Consider the following 24,270-nt stretch of genomic DNA (forward strand, 5'->3'; position numbering starts at 1 on the left):
TTCCATGAACACCCTGCCGCTCAACATCGGCACCATCCATTTTGTCGGTATTGGTGGCATCGGCATGTCCGGCATTGCCGAAATCCTGCACAACCTCGGCTACACGGTGCAGGGATCGGATATTTCCGACAATGCCAATGTGCAGCGCCTGCGCGATCTGGGGATCAGGGTTTTCGTCGGCCATCAGGCCGCCAATGTCGAAGACGCCAAGGTGGTCGTGATCTCCACCGCCGTGAAGCCTGATAACCCCGAAGTCGTCGCCGCACGTGCTGATATGATCCCGGTGGTGCGCCGCTCTGAAATGCTGGCCGAACTGATGCGGCTTAAGGCCGCGATTGCGGTTGGCGGCACGCATGGCAAAACCACCACCACCTCGCTGGTTGCCACCATGCTTGATGCCGCCGGCCTTGATCCGACCGTGATCAATGGCGGCATCATCAATTCGTACGGCACCAATGCGCGCCTTGGCGATGGTGACTGGATGGTGGTCGAGGCGGACGAGTCTGATGGCACGTTCGTCAAGGTCCCCTCGACCATTTCGGTTGTGACCAACATTGACCCGGAACATCTTGATCACTGGAAAAACTTTGATCAGTTGCGCGAGGCCTTCAAGAACTTCGTTCAGAACATCCCGTTCTATGGCTTTGCGGTTCTGTGCATCGACCATCCCGAAGTCCAGGCCCTGATCGGCAAGGTCACGGATCGTCGCATCTTTACCTTTGGCTTTTCCCCGCAGGCCGATGTGCGTGCCGTCAATGTCCGTACTGAAATCGGCCAAAGCACCTTTGACGTGGTCATTCGCGAACGGGTCGATAGCGCAGAACGCGTGATCAAGGATGTCCGTCTGCCGATGGTTGGCGATCATAACGTCTCGAACTCGCTGGCCGCGATCACGGTCGCACTCGAACTTGGCATTGCGGATGATAAAATCGTCTCCGCCTTTGACGGTTTCACCGGGGTCAAACGCCGCTTTACCAAAACCGGCGAGGTTGATGGTGTGACCATCATCGATGATTACGGCCACCACCCGGTCGAAATCAAGGCGGTGCTGAAGGCCGCCCGCAAGGCAACCGGCAACAACGTCATCGCCGTGGTGCAGCCGCACCGCTATTCGCGCCTGCATGACCTGTTCGAGGAATTCTGCACCTGCTTTAACGACGCCGACAGCGTGATCGTCGCCGATGTTTACGAAGCCGGCGAAAGCCCGATTGAAGGCGCATCACGCGATGCCTTGGTCGAAGGGCTCCGCAACCGTGGCCATCGCCATGTTGCCGCCCTTGAAGGCCCCGAAGCATTGGCAAGCATGATCGCCAAAGAAGCCAAACCGGGCGATCTGGTCGTCTGCCTGGGTGCCGGATCGATCAGCGCATGGGCCAACGCCCTGCCCGCCCAGCTTGAAGCGCTTAAGAACTGAGACTGAAACCGAAACCTGAAACGGATTTGACGAGTTTGTCATGAGCACGCCGGGACATCACACACCGCTTATTGATCGCCTGCCAAAGGTGCGCGGCAAGCTGCGCGAAGGCGCACAATTGTCCAAGGTCACCTGGTTTCAGGTCGGCGGCCCGGCCGATGTGATGTTCCGTCCAGCCGATGAAATGGATCTGGCCGATTTCATCAAAAACCGCCCGGCCGAAATTCCGATCACCGTCATCGGGGTCGGCTCAAACCTTCTGGTCCGTGATGGCGGCATTCGTGGCGTGGTCATTCGCCTCGGTCGGCCCTTTACCGATGCCATCATCAAGGACGGCGAAATTCATGCCGGGGCCGGTGCGCTTGATCTTAACGTCGCGCAAATGGCGCGTGATGCCGGGATTGCCGGGCTGGAATTCCTGTCGGGCATTCCGGGCACCATTGGCGGCGCGCTTCGCATGAATGCCGGGGCCTATGGCGCGGAAATCAAGGATGTTCTGGTCAGCGCCAATGCGATTGACGGCAATGGCGATCTGCATACCGTCACCGCCAAGGCGATGGATATGACATATCGGCATTGCGGCCTTCCCGAAGACTGGATTTTCACATCCGCCATCCTGCGTGGCAGGCCGGGCGACCCGGCCGAGATCACCAAACGCATGGATGAAATCCACGAAGCCCGCGCCGGATCACAGCCGATCAAATCGCGCACCGGCGGATCGACCTTCGCCAATCCCCTGCCGGATCGCGCATGGGAAGTCATTGATGCCGCCGGGTGCCGGGGGCTGACGATTGGCGGGGCGCAGATGTCACCGCAACATTGCAATTTCATGATCAATCTGGGCAATGCCACCGCCTTTGATCTCGAAGAACTCGGCGAAACCGTGCGCGAGCGCGTGAAAAAACATTGTGGCGTCGATCTGCGCTGGGAAATCCGGCGCATCGGCGACCGACTGGGACACTCGATCATAGGAAAAGACGCATGAGCAAGCATGTCGCCGTCATTTATGGCGGCTGGTCCGCAGAACGCCCCGTTTCCCTGTCCTCGGGCACGGAATGCATCAAGGCGCTGCGTGAAAAGGGCTACCGCGTCACCGAAATTGATGCCGACCGCGACCTTGCCGCACAGCTTGCCGCGATTGATCCCAAACCCGATGTCGTGTTCAACGCCCTGCATGGTCGCTGGGGCGAGGATGGCTGCGTGCAAGGGTTGCTTGAAATCATGGGCATTCCCTATACCCATTCGGGCGTGCGCGCATCCTCCATCGCCATGGATAAAATGTCGGCCAAGGCGATGTTCATGGAATATGACATCCCGTGTGCCCGCCATGTCTGGGTGTCGCGCGATGAAATTGCCGCGGGTAATGCCCTGCCGCCACCCTATGTTCTCAAACCCAATAACGAAGGATCATCCGTTGGGGTGGAAATCATCCTGACGCCCGAGGAAGAACAGAACATGCTGGCCCGCGAATGGACGCATGGCGACGGCGTGATGCAGGAAGAATTCATTCCCGGCCGCGAAATGACCGTGGCGGTCAAGGATGGCAAGGCGATGGAAATCATCGAAATCATGACCGGCAATCATGCCTTTTATGATTTTGAATCAAAATATGTCGCCGGCGGGTCCGAACATATCATCCCGGCCGATATCCCCGGTGACCTTCGCGCCAAAATTCAGGATTGCGCCGAAAAGGCCTATCGTGCGCTTGGCTGCCGCGGGATTGCGCGCGCCGATTTCCGCTATGACCCGGCCGAGGACCGCGTCGCAATCCTTGAAATCAACACCCAGCCCGGTATGACCCCGACATCGCTTGTCCCCGATGCCGCCCGTCATGACGGTCTAAGCTTCGCCGACATTGTCGCCTGGATGGTCGAGGATGCCTCATGCGAACGCTGATGCTCACACTTGAGCATAAAGTCTCTGGAAATGGCTGCCATGTATAGCACCCCGCCCAGCACCCTTGAAGAACAGGCCCGCGAACGCCGCGAGAAGCTTGAACAGCAGCACAGTGTTGGCGCCAACCTGAAAAAACTGGTACGTGTTTTCTGGTGGTCGAGCCTCACGGCCCTCCTGATCGCCGGGCCCTTTGCGCTTTGGTATACCGGCAAGGCCGAAAAGTGGTATGCTGTCGCCGAGGTGGAGGCGATCCGCCTTTCCGCCGAATTTGGCATGACGGTGAAAAACATCGAGGTCCGGGGGCGCGAAAAGACCGACCCCGAGGCCCTTCTTGCCGCCATCGGCCAGAAGCCCGGCACCCCGATTGTCACCTTTGATGTCGATGCCGCGCGCGAACGCATCGAACAGCTTTCCTGGGTCCGCAACGCGATTGTCGAACGCCGCCTGCCCAGCACCCTGATCGTCTCGATCACCGAACGCCAGCCGGTCGCACTATGGCAGACCGACACCAGCCATGTGGTGATTGATGCCGACGGGGCGCAGCTTCAGAATTATGAACTGGGTGATTATCTGGATCTGCCGGTCGTGGTCGGTGCGGACGCCCCCGAAAATGCCAGCGAAATGCTGACCACGCTCAAATCCATCCCGCGCCTGTTTGACATGGTCAGCGGCGCACAGCGCATCGGCAACCGCCGCTGGAACATCCAGCTTTCCAACGGCATGTTCATCCGCCTGCCCGAGGAAAACATGGACAAGGCCTGGGCCCGCCTCGATCAGCTTGATCAGGAACACCACATCCTGTCACGCGACGTCCTGATCGTCGATCTGCGCCTGCCTGATCGCACCTTCGTGCGCCTGACACCGGGCGCTGCCGAACAACGCCGCAACCCGCCAAAAAAAGGTAACGCGGCCTAGGGCCGCGCACCTGCCCAAAAGACACCCCGAATGAATCCTCATACAAATATAATTAATGACAGTTTTCCGGTGTTTATCTGACAGGCTGGGGCTCAAAACCTGCCTGAAATGCCGGTTTTGAAAATCAATTCCTCATACAAATAAAACCGCTGTTTTTACGCTTCGTCGGGTCAAAGATTCACGCCCGAAAAGTGATCAACAACCAAAAATGAATAATCGACTGTATTTTTCATTTTAAGTGAATAATAAATCCGGTAACGGGCGGCTTAAATATCGTTGCGCCAGACCGGGATCGGCGCGCTCAGCGATTGCAGATTTGCCCCTTCCCGCCCCTCGATCACGTCCAGCAAATGGGTCGCCAATTGCTGCCCCGCCACGATCAGATCCTCGCGCAGGCTATCGATCCGGGGCCGGGTAAAGTTCAGCAAATCCGACGTTTCCTTGGCGATCACATCGATGTCCCGCCCGACATCCATCCCCGACTGGATCATGCCGTCAATCAGCGCCATCGCACACAGTTCGCTACCGCAAATCACCCCGTCGGGCACATAATCCTGATGGCGCAATGCCATGCCGGCCTGACGCAAAACCTCGCTGCTGCTGTCAAGGTCAATCCCGCCAAGCACTTGAAAAGGCAAATTTTCTGCCTCCGCCACCGCCGCCAGCCCGGCCAGCGTTTCCTGATAATATGAAAATTCCGACGGCGGCGAAAGCAATGCCAGCCGCCTGCGCCCCCGCGCAATCAGACGCCTTGCCGCCATCTCGCAAAACGCCCGGTTATCAAAATCGTGATAGGCATGACCCGGTGCCGAAAGGCACCGCCCATGCGCCACAAACGGCAGCCCGCTTTGGCTCAGCGCCTGCACCCTCTCATCATCGGGCCTGATATGGGTAATGATCACCCCGTCAGCGGCACGGGTATTTAACACATATCGCACCGGGTCCATCGGGTCATCGGCACGTGATTGTGGTGTGACGACAAGGTGATAGGGCGTACCGCGAATGACATCGGAAATGCCGACAATCAGCCGTCTGGCAAATTCCGGCACCTTGTCGGTCTGATCAAGGATCAGGCTGATAACATTGGTTTTTCCCGTCCGCAATCGCACTCCGGCCCGGTCCGGGTGATAGCCGATGGCATCCGCCACCTTGCGCACGCGCAGCTTGGTTTTCGCGCTGATATCATGCGCATCCTTAAGCGCGCGCGACACCGTCGTCACACCAAGGCCGGTCATTTCCGCAATGGTTTTAAGGGTCGGCCGGGTTTGGGCGGCAGGCCGCCCCGCATTCCCGGCAAGATCGTGATCAGACAGTTGTCAAAGCCTCCGTGGGGTATTCCAGGGTCAGGACCTAACGCAGTCTTACGCCGCTTTCGGGGTCAAAAAACACAACTTTTTCAAGGTTGAACACCAGTTCGGCGTGGCTGTTGGCCTGCCCGTCCCAGTCCTGATGCAGGCGGGTCACCACCTCCTTGCCGCCCAGCGACGTGATGGCAAAAATATCCGCCCCGGCCGGTTCAACCACATCGATCCGGCACGATGCACTAACCGCCTGCTGTCCGTCGCGCACCAGTGCCCGGTTGTCGGCATCGGTGATGGCTTCGGGCCGGATACCGACAATGACTTCCTGCTCGTCTCGCGCCCGGACATCCGCAGGCAGGTGTTGAAATTCAAGCATCAGCGGCTCTTCGCCCGCCCGCGCCATTTCAACCGCACTGCCCCGCACCGTCGCCGGGATCAGGTTCATCGCGGGCGATCCCATGAAATCGGCGACAAACAGGTTGGCCGGATCGTTATAAATTTCCGCCGGGGTGCCGTATTGCTGGACAATTCCGTCCTTTAAAACCGCGATCCGCGTGCCCAGCGTCATGGCTTCAATCTGGTCGTGGGTGACATAAACAATCGTGGTGCCAAATGTCTGATGCATGCGTTTGATTTCGGTGCGCATATCCACGCGTAGCTTGGCATCAAGGTTTGATAACGGTTCATCAAACAGGAAAAGCTGCGGATTGCGCACAAGCGCACGGCCCATCGCAACGCGCTGGCGCTGCCCGCCTGAAAGCTGGCCGGGTTTGCGATCCAGAAGATGTTCGATCTGAAGCGTCTTGGCGACCTCGGCGACCTTGGCGGCGCGCTCATCCTTTGGCATGCCGCGCATTTCAAGGCCAAACGCGATGTTCTGCCCGACATTCATGTTGGGATAAAGCGCATAGCTTTGAAACACCATCGCGATATTGCGCTCCGACGGCGGCAGATCATCAATGACATTGCCTGCAATCCGGATTTCCCCGGTTGTCAGCTTTTCCAGCCCGGCAATGGTATTGAGCAAGGTCGATTTGCCACAACCCGACGGCCCGACAAGCACCAGAAAACCGCCTTCTTCAACATCAAGCGTAATATCGCGCAGAACCTTGATCGGACCGAAACTTTTGCACACCTTGTCGATTTGCAGAAAGGACATGATAACTTCCCTGTAAGTCTTTTTATGAGCTAACCCTTGACCGCACCGGCCATCAATCCGCGCACGAAATAGCGCCCGGAAACGATGTAAACGATCAGTGTCGGAAGGGCGGCAAGAACCGCACCGGCAAAGTGCACATTGTATTCCTTGACCCCGGTCGAGGATGAAACGAGGTTGTTGAGCGCAACCGTCATCGGCATCGAATCAAAATCGGCAAATGACGCCCCGAACAGGAAATCATTCCAGATATTGGTAAATTGCCAGATCACGGTCACCACGATGATCGGCCCCGAACTGGGCAGAAGAATGCGGGTAAAGGTCCGCCAGAACCCGGCCCCGTCCATCTTTGCCGCCTTGATCAGCTCGTCGGGGAATGCCGCATAATAATTGCGGAAAAACAGCGTGGTAAAGCCAAGACCGTAAACCACATGCACCAGAACCAGCCCGCCGGTCGTACCCGCCAGACCAATCATGCCCAGCACGCGCGCCATCGGGATCAGGACGATCTGGAACGGGATAAAACAGGCAAACAGCATCAGCCCGAAAATGATCTTGTCCCCCGGAAACCGCCATTTGGTCAGGACATACCCATTCAGCGCCCCAAGCCCGGTCGAGATGGCGACCGCCGGTACAACCATCATGATGCTGTTGATGAAATAGGGTTTAAGTCCCGTCGGCTCGACCCCGATCTGGGCCTGTGACCACGCGGTAAGCCAAGGCTCGAAGGTGAACATTTCGGGGAACGACATCATGTTTCCGCCCCGGATTTCATCAAGCGTCTTGACCGAATTGACCAGCATGACAAACAGCGGCAGCAGGTAATAAACCGCAAACAGGATCAGGACCGCATAAAGGGCTGCGCGCAACAGCTTTCCGGTGCCAAAGGAGGATTGTGTTGAACGCGACATCAGCGGCGCTCCCGAAGTTCGGAATAAAGATAGGGCACAATGATCGAGGCAATCATCGCCAGCATGATCACCGCCGACGATGCCCCAACCCCCATCTGGTTTCGCGTGAAGGTATAGGAATACATGAACGTCGCGGGCAGTTCGGTGGCCCGACCCGGCCCGCCATTGGTCAGCGCAATGACAAGGTCATAGGCCTTGATCGCCAGATGGGCCAGAACCACAAAGGCCGACAGGAACACCGGACGCAATTGCGGAATGACGATACGGGTATAGAGGCTCCATCGGCTGGCACCATCCATCTGGGCGGCCTTGAGGATTTCAGTATCAATCCCGCGCAAACCCGCCAGAAACATCGCCATGACAAAACCCGACGATTGCCAGACCGCCGCAATCACCACGGTATAGATCGCCATGTCGCGATCCTTGATCCAGTTGAAGGTAAAGCTTTCCCACCCCCAAAGATGCATGGTGTTTTCAAGGCCAAGCCCCGGATCAAGAAACCATTTCCATGCCGTACCGGTGACAATGAAGGACAGCGCCATCGGATACAGATAGATCGGGCGCAAAATGCCTTCACCGCGAATTTTCTGATCCAGCAGGATCGCCAGAACCAGCCCCAGTACCGAACAGATCGCAATGTAAAGAATACCGAAAATCGCAAGGTTTTGCAGGGCAATCAGCCAGTTCCGCTGCCCCCACAGATTGGCATAGTTGCCAAACCCCTCAAGCTCGTAGGAGGGCAGCATCCGGCTATCGGTCAGCGACAGGTAACCGGTGTAAATGATAAATCCGTAAACGAATAAAAGGATCAGAAACAGGCTGGGGCTCAGCACCAGACGGGGCAGAACCTCCCGCAGGGTTGCCTGTGCCTTGCCGGGCAAGGATGATTGCATGGGTGATGCTCCGCACTTTGTCCGGCGGCCGGGATCTTATCCGGCCGCCGGTTTCGTTTTTGGTCTTATTGAGCGGATTCAACCGCGTTGACGAGTTCCTCGACAGCGGTTGCACTGTCATATTCGCCGTTAAAATGCGCGGTAATCACGTCATACATGGCATTTTTGACCCCGGCCGGGACCGAATGGCCATGCGCCATCGAACCAAACAGCGTGCCCTTTTCATTGGCAGCAGCAAGTTCGGCCATGCCTTTTTTGCCACAGGCATCAAAATCATCATTGGGCACATCGGTGCGCGCCGGGACCGATCCCTTGACCACGTTAAATGCCGACTGGAAGCCTGGCGACATCACGGCTGATGCCAGTTTCATCTGCGCGTCCTGACGCTCTTCGCCAACCTGGAACATCACGAACTGGTCGGAGTTGAACGTCACTGCATCCTGTGTTCCGGGGAAACGGAAGCACATGAAATCAGTGTCGGGCACCTTGCCGGCATTCAGAAACTCGCCCTTGGCCCAGTCGCCCATGAACTGCACCCCGGCTTCCTTGTTGATCACCATCGCGGTCGCAAGGTTCCAGTCCCGACCCGAGAAATTGTCATCAACATAGGTGCGCAGTTGCGCCATGCGATCAAACACGGTTTTCATCGTGTCCGACCCCAGCGCGTCCGGATCGGTATCGATCATCGAGGATTGATAGAATTCCGGCCCGCCGGTTGCCATGACGACCGCATCAAAGATCGTCGCGTCCTGCCATGCCTGCCCGCCATGGGCGACCGCTGTGTAACCGGCATCCTTGATTTTATCGAGCACCGCAATCAATTCGTCCCAGTTGGTCGGCTGCTTCAGGCCAAGCTCATCAAAGATCGCCTTGTTGGCCCAGACCCAGTTGGTTGAATGGACGTTGACCGGGGCCGCGATCCAGTGACCGTCATATTTCGAAAACTCTTTTAAGGCATCGGGAACAACTTCTTCCCAGCCTTCCTTTGCGGCAAGGTCGTCAAGATTGCCCAGAACACCCTCGCCCGCCCAATCCTTGATATCAAAACCAAGCATCTGAACCGCGGTCGGTGCATTGCCCGATGTAACGCGTGCGCGCAGCACGGTCATGGCCTGTTCGCCACCACCACCAGCAACCGGCATGTCGTTCCATGAAACACCCTGATCTTCGAGATCCTTTTTAAGAACCTGAAGCGCCTTCGCCTCGCCGCCCGCCGTCCACCAATGCAGGACTTCCACACTTTGCTGTGCCGATGCGATGCTGGTTGAAAGCCCGAATGCCGCGATCATACCGATCCCGGCACATGTCATTTTGCCAAGAAACATGCTGTTTCCTCCCTGTTGGCTCTTTTGATTTGGCAGTTGATTACTGCAACGTTACAGGTCGGAGTCAAGCGCCTCCTGTAACGTTGCAGTACAGCAAAGCCGCCAACAGGCGCAAAACCTGTGATTGATCAGGCTGCGTTATTGCGTCGCAAAATAGTGCATTTGTTATTGCCGGAAACTGGAACGCGGAAGACTCCGCCCCATACAAAAGGGCGCCAGCCATGATCCTGTCATGGTTTCTGGCGCCCGAATTTTCGGATGGCTTGCGATGGTCAGGCGGCGTCGCCGATATCCCAGAACACACCGGCCATCATTTGCAGGGCCTGTCGGCTGAGGCTTTGCAGGATGTGTTCGTTGGGCGCATGCTGAGAGCATGACGCATAGGAATGCGGCACCCAGACGGTTGGCAGATCAAGGATATAGGCAAATGTATCATTGGGCAGCGACCCGCCAAGATTGGGCAGGATTGCCGGTTTGGTTCCGGTGGTCTTGATGATTGAATCGCGTACACGCGTGACCCACGGATGGGACGGGTCAAGCCGGGTTGCCCGGAAGAACCCCTTGGCCGAGGGAATGATTTCAACGTCCGTAAAGCCATGTTTATCAAGGTGGCGGCGCAAAGCCGGCAGAATGTCATCCGCATCCGTGCCGACCACATAACGCAACTGGCAATGCGCAATAGCTTCAGGCGCGATGGCGTTGACCGGTTTTTCAGGGTTTCCGGCCTTTGCCGCAAGTACCGCAAAGCTGTTCCAGCCATAAACCTTTTCCGCCAGTGACAGGCTTTCCTCGCCCCAGTCAGGGTTGATTGTCGGCCCGGTTTCGGGTTGGGTGATTGCGCAATCCTTAAGGGCTTCCCGGACTTCGTCATTCAGGCTGTCAGGACGCCATTCCGGTACCTGAATCTGTCCGCGACGATCAACGATGGATGCAATCGCATGCGAAAGGACAACCATCGGGTCTTTCAGCAAACCGCCCCAGTTCCCGGAATGGTGGCCGCCTTCGCGATATTTAAGCGACAGCGCAAAATTGATCGCCCCGCGTGACCCCATGAACATGGTCGGTCGCTCGGCACTCAGGCGCGGACCGTCCGATGCAATCAGGACATCGGCGGCAAACAGATCGCGATAATTGGTAAACAGTTCGGCAAGGCCGGGCGACCCCGCCTCTTCGCCCATCTCGATTATGACCTTGCAGTTAAAACCCAATGCACCACGTGTCTGAATGACCGACCGCAGGGCCGCCAGATTGATGCAATGCTGCACTTTGTTATCCGCCGTGCCACGCCCGTAAACCCGATCACCTTCGATCACCAGCTTGAAAGGTTCAAGGCCTTCGCGCCATTCGCCTTCCTGTGCGAGGATCACATCGCCATGCCCGTATGTCAGGACGGTCTGCAGGTCATCGCCTTCGTGTCGTTCGGCAAACAGGAACGGTCCGAAACCGGGCTTGGGATTATCGATGATGCGGGTTTCAAACCCCATATCGCGCACCATCGGAACAATCACATCGGTAAGATAGCCATAAAGCGCTTCGAGATTATCGGGCTTCTGGCTTTCGGTTTTCTGTTCGACCATTCGACGCAGTTCTTCGATAAACTGCCCATCTTCAAAATACCGGGTTACATTTTCGATAGCATCAGCACGCGTTGACATTGATTGATCCTTGTTCTTTCCGATAAGCCATCCAATTCCCAAAGGAACGACGGAGCATTTTGTGTTTCACGAACCATCCCGGTTTTCCGCCACCGCATCGCCCCAGGGCGACATGATTTCGGTCATGCCCTGATTGATGTTTCCCTGCCGAAGAACCCCCGCCGGGCAGGCAAAGGCATAGGGGAAAGCGGTCCGGCGCGTGGTCACGCAACGATGCCCTTCCCCCAGAGCCGCAATGATATCGGGCGAAAGACTTTGATCGATGATCACCGTATCGCCGCCGCTAAAATCAACCCGCGCCTGATGGAAGGCGTCTTCGAGGGTCATATCGAAATCCAGCAGGCAGGATGTCAGTTGCAGGATGGCTGGCAAAATCTTGCGCCCGCCCGATGCCCCGATGGCAAACCGCCGGTCCTTTTGCTGCCCGATTGCCGGGCAGACATTCATCAGGCATCGTTTGTCGGGTGCTAACGAGTTTGGCCGTCCCGGTTCGGGATCGAACCACAGGATCCCGTTATTCATCAAAAGCCCGCTTCCGGGCAGCACGACCTTGGATCCGAAAATGGACAGCAATGTCTGGGTCACCGCGACCATGTTGCCATGTCGATCCGTCACACTGAAATGCGTGGTGCAGGCGGGGGCGCGACTGTCATCAACGTCCCCCATATCGCGCAACCGGCGTTTATAGGTCGTCTTAAGCGCATCGACATACGCCCCATAGGCATCCGCCCCCGGTGACGTCCCCTCAAAATTCTGATGCGACAGGATTTCCAGACATTCCGCAAGGTTTTCACCCGCCGTCATCGCAGGCGGTGTATAGACCGTCCCCCCGCGATAGGATGCTGTCAGCGGATCAGACAAAACAGCCTGATAGGACTTCATGTCATCAAGCGACAAACATCCCCCGGCAGCCCTGATATCGGCAACGATTTCCGCCGCAAGATCGCCTTCGTAAAATTCACGCGCGCCTTTATCGGCGATGCGTTGCAGGGTGGCCGCCATCTGGTCAAGATTGATCCGCTTGTCCGAAAGGGCCGTCCATCCGGCAATAGTCGGCCACTGTTCGTCTTCCAGAAAGGTTTCCGCTGCGGTCGGGTTTTTGGCAAGTTCGCGGGTACTAGACGCGATGATAAGGGCGGCATACCAATCAACCGATAGCCCACCCGACGCAAGCTTTGCCGCCGGCGAAACAAGATCACGCCATGGCATCGTGCCAAACCGGTCAAAGGCAAGCTCCATACCGGCAACCGTGCCGGGTACCGCAATCGCGGTTGCGCCAATCTGGTTACGATCCCCGACGACCCGCGCCCACGGGAACAGGTCACCCGCAACGCCTTCGCCCGATAACGGATAATCCGCAACATCAAGCCCGGCGGGGGACCGCATCCCGAAGGTAATGCTATAGGTCCGGTCTTCATCGGCACGATAGATCATCATCGCACCGCCACCGGCCGGGCCACTCATCCAGGGTTCGACCACCCCCATGGCAAAGGATGTGGCAATCGCGGCATCAATGGCATCGCCACCGGTGGCAAGAATGTCAGCCCCGACCTGGGCGCCTAGCTTATGCTGGGCTGCGACCACCCCACCATTTTCGACGGTGACGACGTTTTTACGGACCGACTGCATGTTGGAAAAATTGTCGCGGATCATTGAACCGCCCCTTCGACCAGATGACATTCAACCCGCTTGCCCTGATGCAGGGTCGCCACCGGTGCCTTGGTCGAACAGATATCAATCGCGCGCGGGCAGCGCGGATGGAAATGACATCCACTGGGCGGGTTGATCGGGTTGGGGAATACGGCACCCAATTGTGTATCGGGAACACCAAGGGACGGGTCCGGCGTCAGAACGGATTCCAGCAACGCATTGGTATAAGGATGATCCGGACCGGCAAACAGCGAAGATGCTTCTGCTTCTTCGACAATGCGCCCCAGATACATGACCGCCACCCTTGTTGCGAGATGTTCGACCACCGCAAGATTGTGACTGATGAACAGATAGGTCAGCCCGAATTCATTGCGCAAATCCGACAACAGATTAAGGATTTGCGACTGTACCGACACATCAAGCGCCGATGTCGGTTCATCGCAGATCACGATTTCCGGGCGCATGATCAGGGCGCGCGCAATGGCGACACGCTGACGTTGCCCGCCCGAAAGCTGGCTGGGATAACTGCGCAAAACCCGTTTGGGCAACCCGACAACATCAAGAATATCGGCGGTCTGTTTGTCCCAGTCACGCGGATCGCCGACCTTGTGCACACGCAAAGGTAAAGAGATGATATCGCCAATCGTCTTGCGCGGGTTCAGTGATGAATAGGGATCCTGGAAAATCGGCTGGATACGGCGCGCCAGATAGGATCTGTCATGGCTGGTAATGTCTTCGCCATCGACCAGAACCCGGCCCTGTGTCGGCGTTTCCAGTCCCAGCAAAATACGTGCAAGGGTACTTTTGCCACAGCCGGATTCTCCGACAAGGCCAAGGACCTCTCCCTTTTGCAGTTTCAGGGTCAGTTCATCGACAGCGCGTAGATCCTTGCGTTTGCCAAAGATGCCCTGCTTGATCGAAAAAATCTTCGAGACATTCTCAAGTTCAAGAACCGGAACCGACATTATGCTTCCCCCGATTTTGGCTGGTTCATGTCATAATCGTGAACACAGCGATAAAGATGCCCGGCGGGTGAAATCCGGGCCGGTATATCGGACGCACATTGCGCGGTTGCCTCGTCACAGCGGCTTCGGAAAGCACAGCCAACCACATCACCGATAAGAGACGGCACAATACCGGGGATCGAGCCCAGATGTTCGCCAACCGCGGTTTTGCCCGGCACCGGAATGCAATTAAGCAACCCGCGTGTATAAGGGTGCTTTGGCGCGGTAAAGACTTCGGTTGCACTACCGGCTTCGACCATTTCACCGGCATACATGATGGCGACCTTGTCCGCGACGCGGGCCACCACGCCCAGATCGTGGGTAATCAGGATCATCGCCATGTTCAATTCACGCTGAAGATCCTTAAGCAGGCGCAATATCTGCGCCTGAATGGTGACATCAAGCGCGGTTGTCGGTTCATCCGCAATGATCAGGTCAGGTTCGCCCATCAGGGCCATGGCAATCATAACGCGTTGGCGCAGACCGCCTGAAAGCTGGTGGGGATATTGTTTCATACGGTTGGCCGCCGCCGTGATCCCGACCTTTTCCAGAAGTTCGATGGCACGGTCACGCGCTACCGTCTTGGGGACCTTGCGATGAAGCAAAAGGGCTTCCATCAGTTGATCGCCAATCGTGTATGCCGGATTAAGCGATGTCATCGGTTCCTGAAAGATCATCGAAATCCGGTTGCCGCGCAGTTTGCGCATATCCCGATTGGATGCGGTTTGCAGATCGACACCTTCAAAATCCAGAACCTGCGCCGAACGTTTCGCCTGCTTGGGCAGAAGCCCCATGATCGCAAGCGATGTCAGGGACTTGCCACTACCTGATTCACCCACCACACACAGGGTTTCAGCACGCTTCACATCGAAATCAATGCCGCGCACGGCATGCAGCGTTCCGGCCGCCAGCGGGATATCAACCGTCAGGCCGCGAACAGAAAGAATGTTTTCCATACTGATGCCCCTAGTTGCGGTTTTCAGGTGCGGAAACGTCACGAAGACCGTCACCCAGCAAATTGATCGCCAGAACAAGGATGAACAGCGCGACACCCGGGATGGCAATCATCCACGGCTGGAACAGAAGCATCTGTTTGCCTTCCGACACCATCAAGCCCCAGGACGGGGTCGGCGGTTGCACCCCGAGGCCCAGGAACGACAGGGCAGCTTCAAGCAGGATGGCATGCGCCATTTCAAGCGTCACAATCACGATCAGACTGTTGGCGATGTTCGGCATGATTTCGCTAAACAGGATGCGCTTGGTCGAACAGCCGATGGCCTTGGCCGCCGTGACATATTCCATGGATCGCAATTGCAGGGTGGCAGATCGCATCACGACCGCGAACCGATCCCAAAGCAAAAGGCCAAGAACCGTAATCACCACCTGAAGTGATCCGCCAAACAGTGCGACCACCGCCAACGCCACCAGAACCACGGGCATCGCAAGACGCACATTGATCAAAAAGGTGACACAGGCATCGACACGGCCGCCGAAATAACCGGCGGCAACGCCCATACTGGTGCCGATAATGCCGGAAATCAGGGCCGCAATCGCCCCGATGGCCAATGAAATGCGTGCGCCATAAAGCAACCGTGAAAGATAATCCCGCCCGAGATGATCGGTACCAAGGATATTCTCCCAGCTGCCTTTGGCATCCCAGACGGGCGGGATCATTCGATGCATCAAATCCTGATGATAGGGATCATAAGGTGCCAGGAGAGGTGCGAAAAGCGCCATCAGGAAGATGGTCAGAAGCACGATGGCACCAAACATCAGCCCCTTGTGACCAAGGACTTTGGTCAGCAGAACCTGTCGCGGCGTCGGGCCGCTCAGGACTTCAGCTTCAACCTTGGGTGCCACTGTGTTGATGGTTTCGGTCGTGTTGGTCATGTCAGCCCACCCTCATGCGCGGATCAAGCCACGCATTCAACAAATCCGACAGGAAGGTGAAGACGATATAAAACATCGAAAACACCAGAATCAGGGCCTGAACGGTTGGCAGATCGTTGCGACCAATGGATTCCCACGCCAGATAGCCCGCCCCATGCAGGGCAAAGATCGATTCAACGACAATCGACCCGCCTAGCATGAAGCCCATCTGAACGGCGGCCAGACTGACAACCGGGATGATGGCGTTGCGAAGGGCATGCTTGAACATGACCCGGAATTCACCGGCACCCTTGGCGCGTGCGGTGCGGACATAATCCGCCCCCAGCACATCAAGCATTCCGGCACGGGTCAGGCGCATGATGGCAGGCATCGCGTAATAACCCAGCACGATGGTCGGCATCACAAAGTTTTGCCAACTGTCCGAACCGGAAGGCGGCAGGATGCGCAGCTTGATACTGAACAGGACAATCAGGACCAGGCCAAACCAGAAACTGGGCATGGCCTGCCCCATGACCGAAAGGAATAGCGCAATCCGGTCAATAAGACTGTTGGGGCGAACGGCGGCGGCAACGCCCAACGGCACCGCCGTCAAAAGCGCAAACGAGATTCCGCATACGCCAAGCAACATCGTGACGGACAGACGCTCGGCAACCAATTGCGACACCGGCAGTTTGAAATAGTAACTTTCGCCGAAATCGCCCCTGATCGCGTTGAACATCCATTCGCCATACTGAACGACCCATGGTCGATCAAAACCGTAATAAACCCTTACAGCCTCGATATCCTCGGCATTTGCCGTTTCACCCGCAATAGCCGCCGCAGGATCCCCCGAAAGATAGAGAAGCGCGAAGCTAAGCATGGAGACGGCAAGCGTCACCAGCAAGGCCAATCCAAGCCTTTTTAACGTATATACCAACACCGTTCTGAACCCCTGATCCGGAGGATTATTTCCAGTTCATCTGGAAGAAGCGCGGAATTGCATCCGTGGTCGGTGCATATTCCAGATCCTTGGTGAACACGTAGTTCGAGTTATAGGAGAACAACGGCAACCAATAGGCTTCTTCCGCAATACGCTTCAGGGCTTTGGCGTAGTATTCCTTGCGCTCCTCGGAATCCACGGAACTGTCGGCAACATCCAGCCATTCCTTGACCTGCTCGTCTTGCGCACTGTCAAGACTGCCAAGCTTGAAATACTGGCTGACGATCGCCGACGCATCATTGATCGAATAGGATCCCCATGTCTGGAACGACATCGGTACTTCGCCCTTCATGCTCAGTTCACGCAGGGCGGAGTATTGCAAAAGCTTGAAATTGCTTTTGATACCGACCGCTTCGAGATAGCCCAGCATCGCTTCGGCATATTCGCGATCGCGATAGGCATAGAAGTCAATTTCCAACCCGTCCGGATAACCGGCTTCGGCAAGAAGCTGCTTGGCTTTTTCAGGATCATAGTCATAGACAGCGACGTCCTGTGCACAGCCGAACTGCGACGGGAAGCAGGCCGAATTGACCACACGGGATTTACCTTTGAGCATCGATGCAACGATGGCTTCGCGGTCAATGGCATGCGAAATTGCCTGACGCACAAGCTTGTTGGTGAACGGGTTGCTTTCACCGCTGCGACCGGCGGCATCAAATTGCAGATAACCGATGCGCATGGTGCTTTCGTTGGCAACCGTGAATTCACCCATCGCGCCAAGGCTTTCGGCCTGATCTGGCGGCACCTGCCAGATCCAGTCCAGACCGCCACTGAACAGTTCGGCAGCCTGCGTGTTGAAATCGGGAATGGTACGGATATCCAGACGACCGATATTGGCCTGCCCCTTCGGGCTGTCCTTGTGATAATTTTCGTACTTCTCCAGCACGAAATGCTTGCCCGGCTCGACCGACACAACCTTGTAAGGACCGGTCCCTACCGGATTAAGTCCCATGCCGGTCGGACCAGCTTCGGCGTAATATTCGTTGGGATAAATCGATACAGGTCCGGCAAGATATTCGATTGCTGCGGGGAATGGTGCTTTCAGATGAATGCGGACCTTGAACTGGTCAATCTTCTCGGCACTTTCCATCCAGTTGACGTTGCGCTGGGTTTTCACCCCGTTCTTTTCATCCGCAACCCAGTTTACGGTCGCAACCACATCGTCGGCGTCGAAAGGCTCGCCATTGTGGAACGTCACACCCTGGCGAAGATTGAATTCAAGGGTTTTGTCATCAACCCATTTCCAGTCCGTCGCCAGATTTCCCTGATACTCGCCGGTATAAGGATCGCGATACACCAGCCCATCCCAGATGGAGCGTTGCAGAATAACGCCTTCACGCGCCGAGTTGAAATAACTGTCGACATTTTCAAGCTCTTTGGAGAATGCGACATTGAGGGTATCGTCTGCTTTGTTGGCAGCGGCTGTTCCAGCAGCGGCCATGACGAGGGCAAAGATTCCAGCCCCCTTAAGGATCTGTTTCATTATAGCCTCCTGATATGCGCGCCTTACTTCACGGTGTTCGCGGCAAGACACATTAGATGCATTTAAAACATCTTGTATTATATTGTAATACAGCGTACTGTATAAAACTACGATAAGGCAACTGGAAGCTGCATGTCAACCAGCACGTTTGCCATTAAAAAACCGAGGAAACGCGACCATGGCGAATGCCAAAGCCCGGCAGCAGGACACCCTTTTTGTCACATCCCTTGAAAAGGGCATGCGGATACTCGAAGCTTTTTCAGAAGACAAAACCGAACTTGGCCTGGCCGATCTTGTAAAGGTTACCGGCCTTGAGAAGAGTGCGGCACAACGATATGCCAACACGCTTTACGAGCTTGGCTATCTGGAAAAGAATCCGGAGACTCGCCGGTTTCGGCCATCCGTCAAATATCTGGAAATGGCGTACAGTTATCTGTGGGCTGATTATCTGGCGCAGCTGTCAATGCCCCGCCTGATCGACCTGAGCCGCCAGACATCCCAAACCATCAACATGGCAGAGCCAATCGGAACCGACATTATTTATGTCGTGCGCATGCCCAACCACCGCACCAATTTCGGGGCTTCTGCGATTGGCCGACGGGTGCCGGCACTGGTAGCCTCGTCCGGGCGCATTATCCTGAGCCGCCAATCAGATCAGGCCATTCGTGACGCAGTGAATAATTGGCCAATCCGGCAATACACCCCCCGGACAACGATGGATCGCGATGCCATACTCGACAATATCCTGATGGCACGCGAAAAGGGGTATTGCACGACACAGGGGCAGGTTTTACCCGATGAAGTCAACGTTGCCGCCCCGATCTGCAGCATCGACGGAATACCGGTTGGTGCCATCCACTGTTCTTTGCCGTCGATCCGATGGACAATCGAACGCGCGGAAGCAGAAATTGCCCCGCTTGTTGTTGAAGCTGCCCAATCGATCGTGCCATCCAGATAAGGTAAAACCCGGTCCGGCCAGACCAAGGGAACGCCAGCGCAGCCACAGACAGACGCACAGCTTTGGAAAATACCGAATAACGCGGCCCTGCCTTAACCAATTTGCAACAGCTTATGGGCGAAAACCGGCATAAGATCTGGCGGACAGAAAGCAGATCATAATTTTTAAAAAAGTTCAGAGCATTCAATTGGCACGCAGCAAAACCAGATCAGGCTTGATCGCGGCCTTGGACATCGGCACGTCCAAGGTCTGTTGCTTTATTGCCCGACGTGAAAAGGGCGAAGCCCCGAAAGTCATCGGCATCGGACATAACATGTCCAAGGGGCTGCAAAGCGGATCAATTGCCAATCTTGATGCTGCACAGGAAGTTGTCCTTGCGGCGGTGAATGCGGCCGAGAAAATGGCAGGCCACACGATTGATTCCGTCATCGTCAATCTGTCTGGCGGCAGCCCGGAATCAGAAACCCACACGGTTGAACTGCCGCTGGGATCGCGTCCGATTGGCAATCTTGAAATCCGCAAACTGAACGATCAGAAGGACGCCGTTCTGCGCCAGGCGGGTGACGAGTTGATCCATACCGTGCCGCTGGGCTTCAGGGTCGATGCCGCCACAGGTCTTCGTGATCCGCGCGGCATGTACGGTTCTGTCGTCGGGCTTGATCTGCATTTTGTGCGCACCCAGACCGCCCCGCTTCGCAATCTGGAAACCCTTCTGGGGCGTTGCCATCTGAGGATCGAGGAAACGGTTGTCACCCCGCTGGCATCGGGCCTGTCGGCGCTGACTGCCGATCAACGCGACCTTGGCGCGACTGTGATCGATATGGGGGCCGGCACCACAAGCGTTGCCGTCTTCCACGGCGGTCAGGTGATCTATACCGCGACCGTACCGGTCGGCGGGGCGCATGTGACGCGCGATATCGCCTATGGGCTTAACACATCGCTTAATCATGCCGAACGCATGAAAACACTGCATGGCAGTGCTTTGACATCGCCGTCCGACGATCAGGAAATCCTGGCGGTCCCTGTGATCGGCGATGAAGATGAAAACAACGTCAATCATGTGCCGCGCTCGATGCTGATCAACATCATCAAACCGCGTCTTGAAGAAACGTTTGAGTTGATTCGCGATCAGTTGGATGAACATGGCCTGTCACAGATCGGCGGTCGTTCCATCGTTCTGACGGGCGGCGCCAGCCAGCTTAACGCGATTGCCGATCTGGCAAGCCAGATGTTCGAACGCCCGGCCACCATTGCCACACCGCACGGGGTATCAGGTCTTGCCGAAGCCACGGCCGGCCCGGCATTTTCGGCCTGTGCGGGTTTGTTGTTGCGCGCCCTTCAGCAGCAGAACGATCCGCTTAGCGAAGCAATGGCCCAAATTCGTCAATCGGGTGGGCGTTGGGGTCGACTTGGCGCATGGTTCAAGGAAAACTTCTAGTTTCCCTGTCCGTTCCAAGGCTTTTCGCGGCCTGCCCGATCCGGCATGAAAGGCGTTTTACGCAACGCGAAAATTATTTCGCGAAAAAAACGCGATAATTTTCGAAATCTTCCATTGTTATTAATACGGCAATAACTCTTTGCCCGCTAAAACGAATGCCAAGGTCTAATGTCCGGGGGACACCTGAGACTTAGCGTGGCAACGGGAAGGCCGCGCCGATCTTAAGCTCTAAAGCGCGGAGAGGAAGAGCAAACAATGAGCACGATCAATTTTTCCGTTCCTGAAACGGAAGAAAACCTGAAACCGAAGATTACCGTTATCGGCGTCGGTGGCGCTGGCGGAAACGCCGTTAACAACATGATCGCATCCGAACTTGAAGGTTGTGATTTTGTTGTTGCCAACACCGACTCACAGGCCCTGAGCCAGAGCAAAGCAGCACGCAAGATGCAGCTTGGTCGCAAAATCACCCAGGGTCTGGGTGCTGGCGCACGTCCCGATGCGGGCAGTGCGGCCGCCGAAGAATCCATCGAAGACATTCAGGCCCAGCTTGAAGGCAGCCACATGGTGTTCATCACCGCGGGCATGGGCGGCGGTACCGGTACCGGTGCGGCCCCGGTCATTGCACGTGCTGCCAAGGAAGCCGGCATTCTGACGGTTGGGGTCGTTACCAAACCGTTCCATTTCGAAGGCACGCGCCGTATGCGCACTGCCGAACAGGGGATCGAGCAGCTTCAGCAATATGTTGATACGCTGATCATCATTCCGAACCAGAATCTGTTCCGGGTCGCGAATGAAAAAACCACATTCGCAGATGCCTTCCAGATGGCTGATGACGTTCTGCGCAACGGCGTGCGCTCCATCACCGATTTGATGATGGTCCCGGGCCTTGTGAACCTTGACTTTGCCGACATTCGCACTGTTATGAGCGAGATGGGCAAAGCCATGATGGGCACCGGTGAAGCCACGGGTGAAAAACGTGCCCTTGAGGCCGCCGAGGCCGCCATTGCAAATCCGCTTCTGGAAGATGCTTCGATGAAGGGCGCACGTGCGGTCCTGATCAACATCACCGGCGGCATGGATATGGCCCTTTACGAAGTCGACGAAGCCGCGAACCGTATTCGCGAGGAAGTTGCTTCGGAAGCCAACATCATCTTTGGTTCGACGTTCGACCCGACCATCGAAGGCGCACTGCGCGTTTCCGTGGTTGCCACCGGTATCGATGCCGAGGAAGTCCGTCGTCCGCAGCCGACCACCGTTTCGGTTGCCCCGGTCAAACCGGCCGAACAGGCCGCAAAACCGGCAACCCCATCCTTTGGTCAGCATGGTGCGGCAGCCGCCGTCGCCAGCGCCGCGGACGCCGCCATTGCAAATGGGCATGATGGTTATCAGGGCGGTGCATCAATCGACGAAATTCCGGCAGAACGTTTTGCCGCAACCGGCAGCGCCCAGCAGCCGGAACTGAGCAATCAGCCTGCTGGCAACAATACCGGTTCGATTGAACTGGGTCAGACCGTTCTGAAACCGAAGCCGGTTTCGCGTCCGGCACAGCATTTCACCCCGGCCGAAAAGCCGAAAGAAAACGGTGACATGGCCTTTATCCCGCCGCGCCCGGCCCGTCCGAGCGACGCAGAACAAAATCACAGCCCGGATGTGTTCGAAGCAGCAGATGCCCAGAACGCAACCCCGCCGCGCTTTGGTCTGCGGACCCTGTTTGGTAAAAACAAGGGCGGTCACGAAGACCATTCAGAACAGTCTCACCACGCGGCACCGCGTCAGGCACACCCGCAGCCGCAGGCTCCGGCACCGCGCCAGACCGAAATGTCGCTTGGCGAGAATGCAAACCAGTCCTTGAAGGCGGATCCAGCTTCCCGCGTCAAGACGTCGAATGCGTCTGACGACCTTCTGGAAATTCCGGCCTTCCTGCGTCGTCAGGCCAACTGACGACATTCTCCGCGCGAAGAAGGGGAAGGCTTTGGCCTTCCCCTTTTTTTAATGCGGTCCAAGTTTTTTAATGCGGCCCGGTCATCCAAACATCTGCCTCTGCGTAACCTGAAATGATATTCGATCAGATTTTTCACATTATTTCTTTATTTATCAGCTACTTATCCCATTTACAAAGCGTAACAAAGAGTGATTTGTTCTCTTGTCACAGCGCCTGTAGGGTCTGAAACTAAGAAATGGGGCTCATACCCCAAGCGCCGATAGGGCGCATTCATTGCCAAACTTGACTGACCTGACTTTTGGGGGTTCCCGTGAACAAAATTGCAGACCTCAGCGCTGCCCTTTCGCATTCGGGCGCATCTGATCATGATGTCGTGCGTCAGCGGACCCTTAAAGCATCCATCGGCTGTGCCGGTGTCGGGCTTCATTCAGGTCATAAAATCCGCATCACCCTTCACCCTGCACCTGAAAATCACGGTATCGTATTCCGCCGCACGGATCTGGATGGCCAACCGCTGTTTCCGGCACGTTACGATGGTGTGATCGATACGCAGCTTTGCACCTGCCTTGGCGACAGGGATGCCGGGATCAAGATTGGTACCATCGAACATCTGATGGCTGCCCTTGCGGGGCAACGCATCGACAACGTTCTGATCGACATTGATGCCGACGAAGTGCCGGTTATGGATGGCAGTTCGGCACCGTTCAACTTCCTGATCGATTGCGTCGGGATTGAGGAACAGGATGCACCGCGTCAGGTAATTGAGGTTCTGAAACCGGTTGAAGTCGAATACAAGGGCTGCACCGCGCGGATCGAACCGGGGCATGGCTTTGAGGTCGATTTCGAAATCGATTTCGCCAGCAAGGCAATCAACAATCAGCGCATGTCGGTCAAATTCGACGATGGCGTGTTTGTTGCCAATATCGCCCGTGCACGGACTTTCGGCTTCCTGCACGAAGTCGAAGCCATGCGGTCGATGGGCCTTGCACGGGGCGGTTCGCTTGATAACGCCGTTGTCCTTTCGGGCGACGAAGTCATGAATGAAGAAGGTCTTCGTTACGACGACGAATTCGTCCGTCACAAGATTCTTGACGCGCTTGGCGATCTTTACACCGCCGGCAAGCAGTTGCAGGGCAAAGTGACGGCATATAAATCCGGTCACCATGTCAACAACCTGCTTTTGAAGGCGCTGTTTGCCGATGCAAGTGCGTGGCGCGTTGTGCCAATGCGCAAATCGGCCCTTCATGCGGTTGAAGCCCCTGCGCTCGCAACGGCTTGAGAAGCTTTTTTGATATGATCTTGTTTGCAAAAAGCGGTCCCTGGGGGCCGCTTTTTTATTGCGTTGCCCAACCACGGCTTGTGAAACCGCGATCCGGTTTCCGACCGGGATGCAGAAAAGTGCCTGCGGGGTAACACAACCCCTTGCCCTATGCCCGTACAGGCATGGTATAGTCTGGCAA

Annotated in this window: 20 protein-coding genes; 8 read left to right on the forward strand and 12 right to left on the reverse strand. The window is 56.3% G+C overall.

All coding sequences use genetic code 11. The annotated features are described in order from the left end of the window. Positions 1-4 precede the first annotated feature (4 nt). The 4 genes from murC to TH3_RS16095 are packed head-to-tail and all read left to right on the forward strand — an operon-like array spanning position 5 to position 4,225. Positions 5-1,414 (forward strand): UDP-N-acetylmuramate--L-alanine ligase, encoded by a 1,410-nt coding sequence (murC, locus tag TH3_RS16080; RefSeq protein ID WP_007089748.1) that lies wholly within the window; start codon positions 5-7, stop codon positions 1,412-1,414. A gap of 40 nt (positions 1,415-1,454) precedes the next feature. Continuing rightward, the gene (gene murB / locus TH3_RS16085) at positions 1,455-2,399 is read left to right on the forward strand and encodes a UDP-N-acetylmuramate dehydrogenase (protein WP_007089749.1); all 945 of its coding nucleotides are present in this window, start codon (positions 1,455-1,457) and stop codon (positions 2,397-2,399) included. Then, positions 2,396-3,310 (forward strand): D-alanine--D-alanine ligase, encoded by a 915-nt coding sequence (locus TH3_RS16090; RefSeq protein WP_007089750.1) that lies wholly within the window; start codon positions 2,396-2,398, stop codon positions 3,308-3,310. Before murB ends, TH3_RS16090 begins: the two co-directional genes overlap by 4 nt. 39 nt (positions 3,311-3,349) lie before the next feature. Then, complete coding sequence (locus tag TH3_RS16095; RefSeq protein WP_007089751.1) at positions 3,350-4,225, forward strand: cell division protein FtsQ/DivIB; 876 nt, start codon at positions 3,350-3,352, stop codon at positions 4,223-4,225. A gap of 266 nt (positions 4,226-4,491) precedes the next feature. Here the strand turns inward: TH3_RS16095 and TH3_RS16100 are convergent, their stop codons facing one another. The 12 genes from TH3_RS16100 to TH3_RS16155 all read right to left on the reverse strand — a co-directional run bounded on the left by TH3_RS16100 (position 4,492) and on the right by TH3_RS16155 (position 18,472). Continuing rightward, a complete protein-coding gene (locus TH3_RS16100; RefSeq protein ID WP_040060061.1) occupies positions 4,492-5,538 on the reverse strand; it encodes a substrate-binding domain-containing protein in 1,047 nt (348 codons plus the stop codon). 37 nt (positions 5,539-5,575) lie between these two features. Further along, complete coding sequence (locus TH3_RS16105; RefSeq protein ID WP_007089753.1) at positions 5,576-6,685, reverse strand: ABC transporter ATP-binding protein; 1,110 nt, start codon at positions 6,683-6,685, stop codon at positions 5,576-5,578. 29 nt (positions 6,686-6,714) lie between these two features. Beyond that, positions 6,715-7,593, reverse strand: a complete 879-nt coding sequence (locus tag TH3_RS16110; protein WP_007089754.1) for a carbohydrate ABC transporter permease — start codon at positions 7,591-7,593, stop codon at positions 6,715-6,717. Further along, the gene (locus TH3_RS16115) at positions 7,593-8,486 is read right to left on the reverse strand and encodes a carbohydrate ABC transporter permease (protein WP_007089755.1); all 894 of its coding nucleotides are present in this window, start codon (positions 8,484-8,486) and stop codon (positions 7,593-7,595) included. Before TH3_RS16115 ends, TH3_RS16110 begins: the two co-directional genes overlap by 1 nt. Before the next feature lie 65 nt (positions 8,487-8,551). Further along, positions 8,552-9,811 (reverse strand): ABC transporter substrate-binding protein, encoded by a 1,260-nt coding sequence (locus TH3_RS16120; RefSeq protein WP_007089756.1) that lies wholly within the window; start codon positions 9,809-9,811, stop codon positions 8,552-8,554. A gap of 272 nt (positions 9,812-10,083) precedes the next feature. After that, positions 10,084-11,466: a M20 family metallopeptidase gene (locus TH3_RS16125; RefSeq protein WP_007089757.1), complete on the reverse strand. Its 1,383-nt coding sequence runs from the start codon at positions 11,464-11,466 to the stop codon at positions 10,084-10,086. 66 nt (positions 11,467-11,532) lie between these two features. Beyond that, positions 11,533-13,119, reverse strand: a complete 1,587-nt coding sequence (locus TH3_RS16130) for a gamma-glutamyltransferase family protein (protein WP_007089758.1) — start codon at positions 13,117-13,119, stop codon at positions 11,533-11,535. Further along, positions 13,116-14,081, reverse strand: coding sequence for an ABC transporter ATP-binding protein (locus TH3_RS16135; protein ID WP_007089759.1), 966 nt, complete (start codon positions 14,079-14,081; stop codon positions 13,116-13,118). Before TH3_RS16135 ends, TH3_RS16130 begins: the two co-directional genes overlap by 4 nt. Continuing rightward, positions 14,081-15,076: an ABC transporter ATP-binding protein gene (locus TH3_RS16140; RefSeq protein WP_007089760.1), complete on the reverse strand. Its 996-nt coding sequence runs from the start codon at positions 15,074-15,076 to the stop codon at positions 14,081-14,083. The genes TH3_RS16135 and TH3_RS16140 overlap by 1 nt, the downstream gene beginning before the upstream one ends. 10 nt (positions 15,077-15,086) lie before the next feature. Further along, positions 15,087-16,010, reverse strand: coding sequence for an ABC transporter permease (locus TH3_RS16145; RefSeq protein ID WP_007089761.1), 924 nt, complete (start codon positions 16,008-16,010; stop codon positions 15,087-15,089). Between the two features lies 1 nt (position 16,011). Continuing rightward, positions 16,012-16,929 (reverse strand): ABC transporter permease, encoded by a 918-nt coding sequence (locus TH3_RS16150; protein ID WP_007089762.1) that lies wholly within the window; start codon positions 16,927-16,929, stop codon positions 16,012-16,014. A 25-nt stretch (positions 16,930-16,954) separates the two neighbouring features. After that, the gene (locus tag TH3_RS16155; protein ID WP_007089763.1) at positions 16,955-18,472 is read right to left on the reverse strand and encodes an ABC transporter substrate-binding protein; all 1,518 of its coding nucleotides are present in this window, start codon (positions 18,470-18,472) and stop codon (positions 16,955-16,957) included. A 178-nt stretch (positions 18,473-18,650) separates the two neighbouring features. Here TH3_RS16155 and TH3_RS16160 point away from each other — a divergent pair, with 178 nt between their 5' ends. The 4 genes from TH3_RS16160 (at position 18,651) to lpxC (ending at position 24,089) form a co-directional block, all read left to right on the forward strand. Continuing rightward, the gene (locus TH3_RS16160; protein WP_007089764.1) at positions 18,651-19,430 is read left to right on the forward strand and encodes an IclR family transcriptional regulator; all 780 of its coding nucleotides are present in this window, start codon (positions 18,651-18,653) and stop codon (positions 19,428-19,430) included. Between the two features lie 187 nt (positions 19,431-19,617). Beyond that, positions 19,618-20,868 carry a cell division protein FtsA gene (ftsA, locus tag TH3_RS16165; protein ID WP_007089765.1) on the forward strand — a complete coding sequence of 417 codons (1,251 nt, stop codon included), beginning with the start codon at positions 19,618-19,620 and terminating at the stop codon, positions 20,866-20,868. Positions 20,869-21,123: 255 nt separating this feature from the next. Further along, on the forward strand, positions 21,124-22,809 hold the full coding sequence (gene ftsZ / locus TH3_RS16170; RefSeq protein ID WP_007089766.1) for a cell division protein FtsZ: 1,686 nt from the start codon (positions 21,124-21,126) through the stop codon (positions 22,807-22,809). Between the two features lie 311 nt (positions 22,810-23,120). Next, positions 23,121-24,089: a UDP-3-O-acyl-N-acetylglucosamine deacetylase gene (gene lpxC, locus TH3_RS16175; protein WP_007089767.1), complete on the forward strand. Its 969-nt coding sequence runs from the start codon at positions 23,121-23,123 to the stop codon at positions 24,087-24,089. Positions 24,090-24,270: the final 181 nt, after the last annotated feature.

Origin of the sequence: Thalassospira xiamenensis M-5 = DSM 17429, from assembly GCF_000300235.2 — a bacterium.
Classification (GTDB): Bacteria; Pseudomonadota; Alphaproteobacteria; order Rhodospirillales; family Thalassospiraceae; genus Thalassospira; species Thalassospira xiamenensis.

What these genes read in the sequence shown, in the direction of transcription:
- murC (WP_007089748.1), top strand. Translation starts at nt 5, where the DNA reads ATGAACACCCTGCCGCTCAACATCGGCACCATCCATTTTGTCGGTATT.
- murB (WP_007089749.1), top strand. Translation starts at nt 1,455, where the DNA reads ATGAGCACGCCGGGACATCACACACCGCTTATTGATCGCCTGCCAAAG.
- TH3_RS16090 (WP_007089750.1), top strand. Translation starts at nt 2,396, where the DNA reads ATGAGCAAGCATGTCGCCGTCATTTATGGCGGCTGGTCCGCAGAACGC.
- TH3_RS16095 (WP_007089751.1), top strand. Translation starts at nt 3,350, where the DNA reads ATGTATAGCACCCCGCCCAGCACCCTTGAAGAACAGGCCCGCGAACGC.
- TH3_RS16105 (WP_007089753.1), bottom strand. Translation starts at nt 6,685, where the DNA reads ATGTCCTTTCTGCAAATCGACAAGGTGTGCAAAAGTTTCGGTCCGATC.
- TH3_RS16110 (WP_007089754.1), bottom strand. Translation starts at nt 7,593, where the DNA reads ATGTCGCGTTCAACACAATCCTCCTTTGGCACCGGAAAGCTGTTGCGC.
- TH3_RS16115 (WP_007089755.1), bottom strand. Translation starts at nt 8,486, where the DNA reads ATGCAATCATCCTTGCCCGGCAAGGCACAGGCAACCCTGCGGGAGGTT.
- TH3_RS16120 (WP_007089756.1), bottom strand. Translation starts at nt 9,811, where the DNA reads ATGTTTCTTGGCAAAATGACATGTGCCGGGATCGGTATGATCGCGGCA.
- TH3_RS16125 (WP_007089757.1), bottom strand. Translation starts at nt 11,466, where the DNA reads ATGTCAACGCGTGCTGATGCTATCGAAAATGTAACCCGGTATTTTGAA.
- TH3_RS16130 (WP_007089758.1), bottom strand. Translation starts at nt 13,119, where the DNA reads ATGATCCGCGACAATTTTTCCAACATGCAGTCGGTCCGTAAAAACGTC.
- TH3_RS16135 (WP_007089759.1), bottom strand. Translation starts at nt 14,081, where the DNA reads ATGTCGGTTCCGGTTCTTGAACTTGAGAATGTCTCGAAGATTTTTTCG.
- TH3_RS16140 (WP_007089760.1), bottom strand. Translation starts at nt 15,076, where the DNA reads ATGGAAAACATTCTTTCTGTTCGCGGCCTGACGGTTGATATCCCGCTG.
- TH3_RS16145 (WP_007089761.1), bottom strand. Translation starts at nt 16,010, where the DNA reads ATGACCAACACGACCGAAACCATCAACACAGTGGCACCCAAGGTTGAA.
- TH3_RS16155 (WP_007089763.1), bottom strand. Translation starts at nt 18,472, where the DNA reads ATGAAACAGATCCTTAAGGGGGCTGGAATCTTTGCCCTCGTCATGGCC.
- TH3_RS16160 (WP_007089764.1), top strand. Translation starts at nt 18,651, where the DNA reads ATGGCGAATGCCAAAGCCCGGCAGCAGGACACCCTTTTTGTCACATCC.
- ftsZ (WP_007089766.1), top strand. Translation starts at nt 21,124, where the DNA reads ATGAGCACGATCAATTTTTCCGTTCCTGAAACGGAAGAAAACCTGAAA.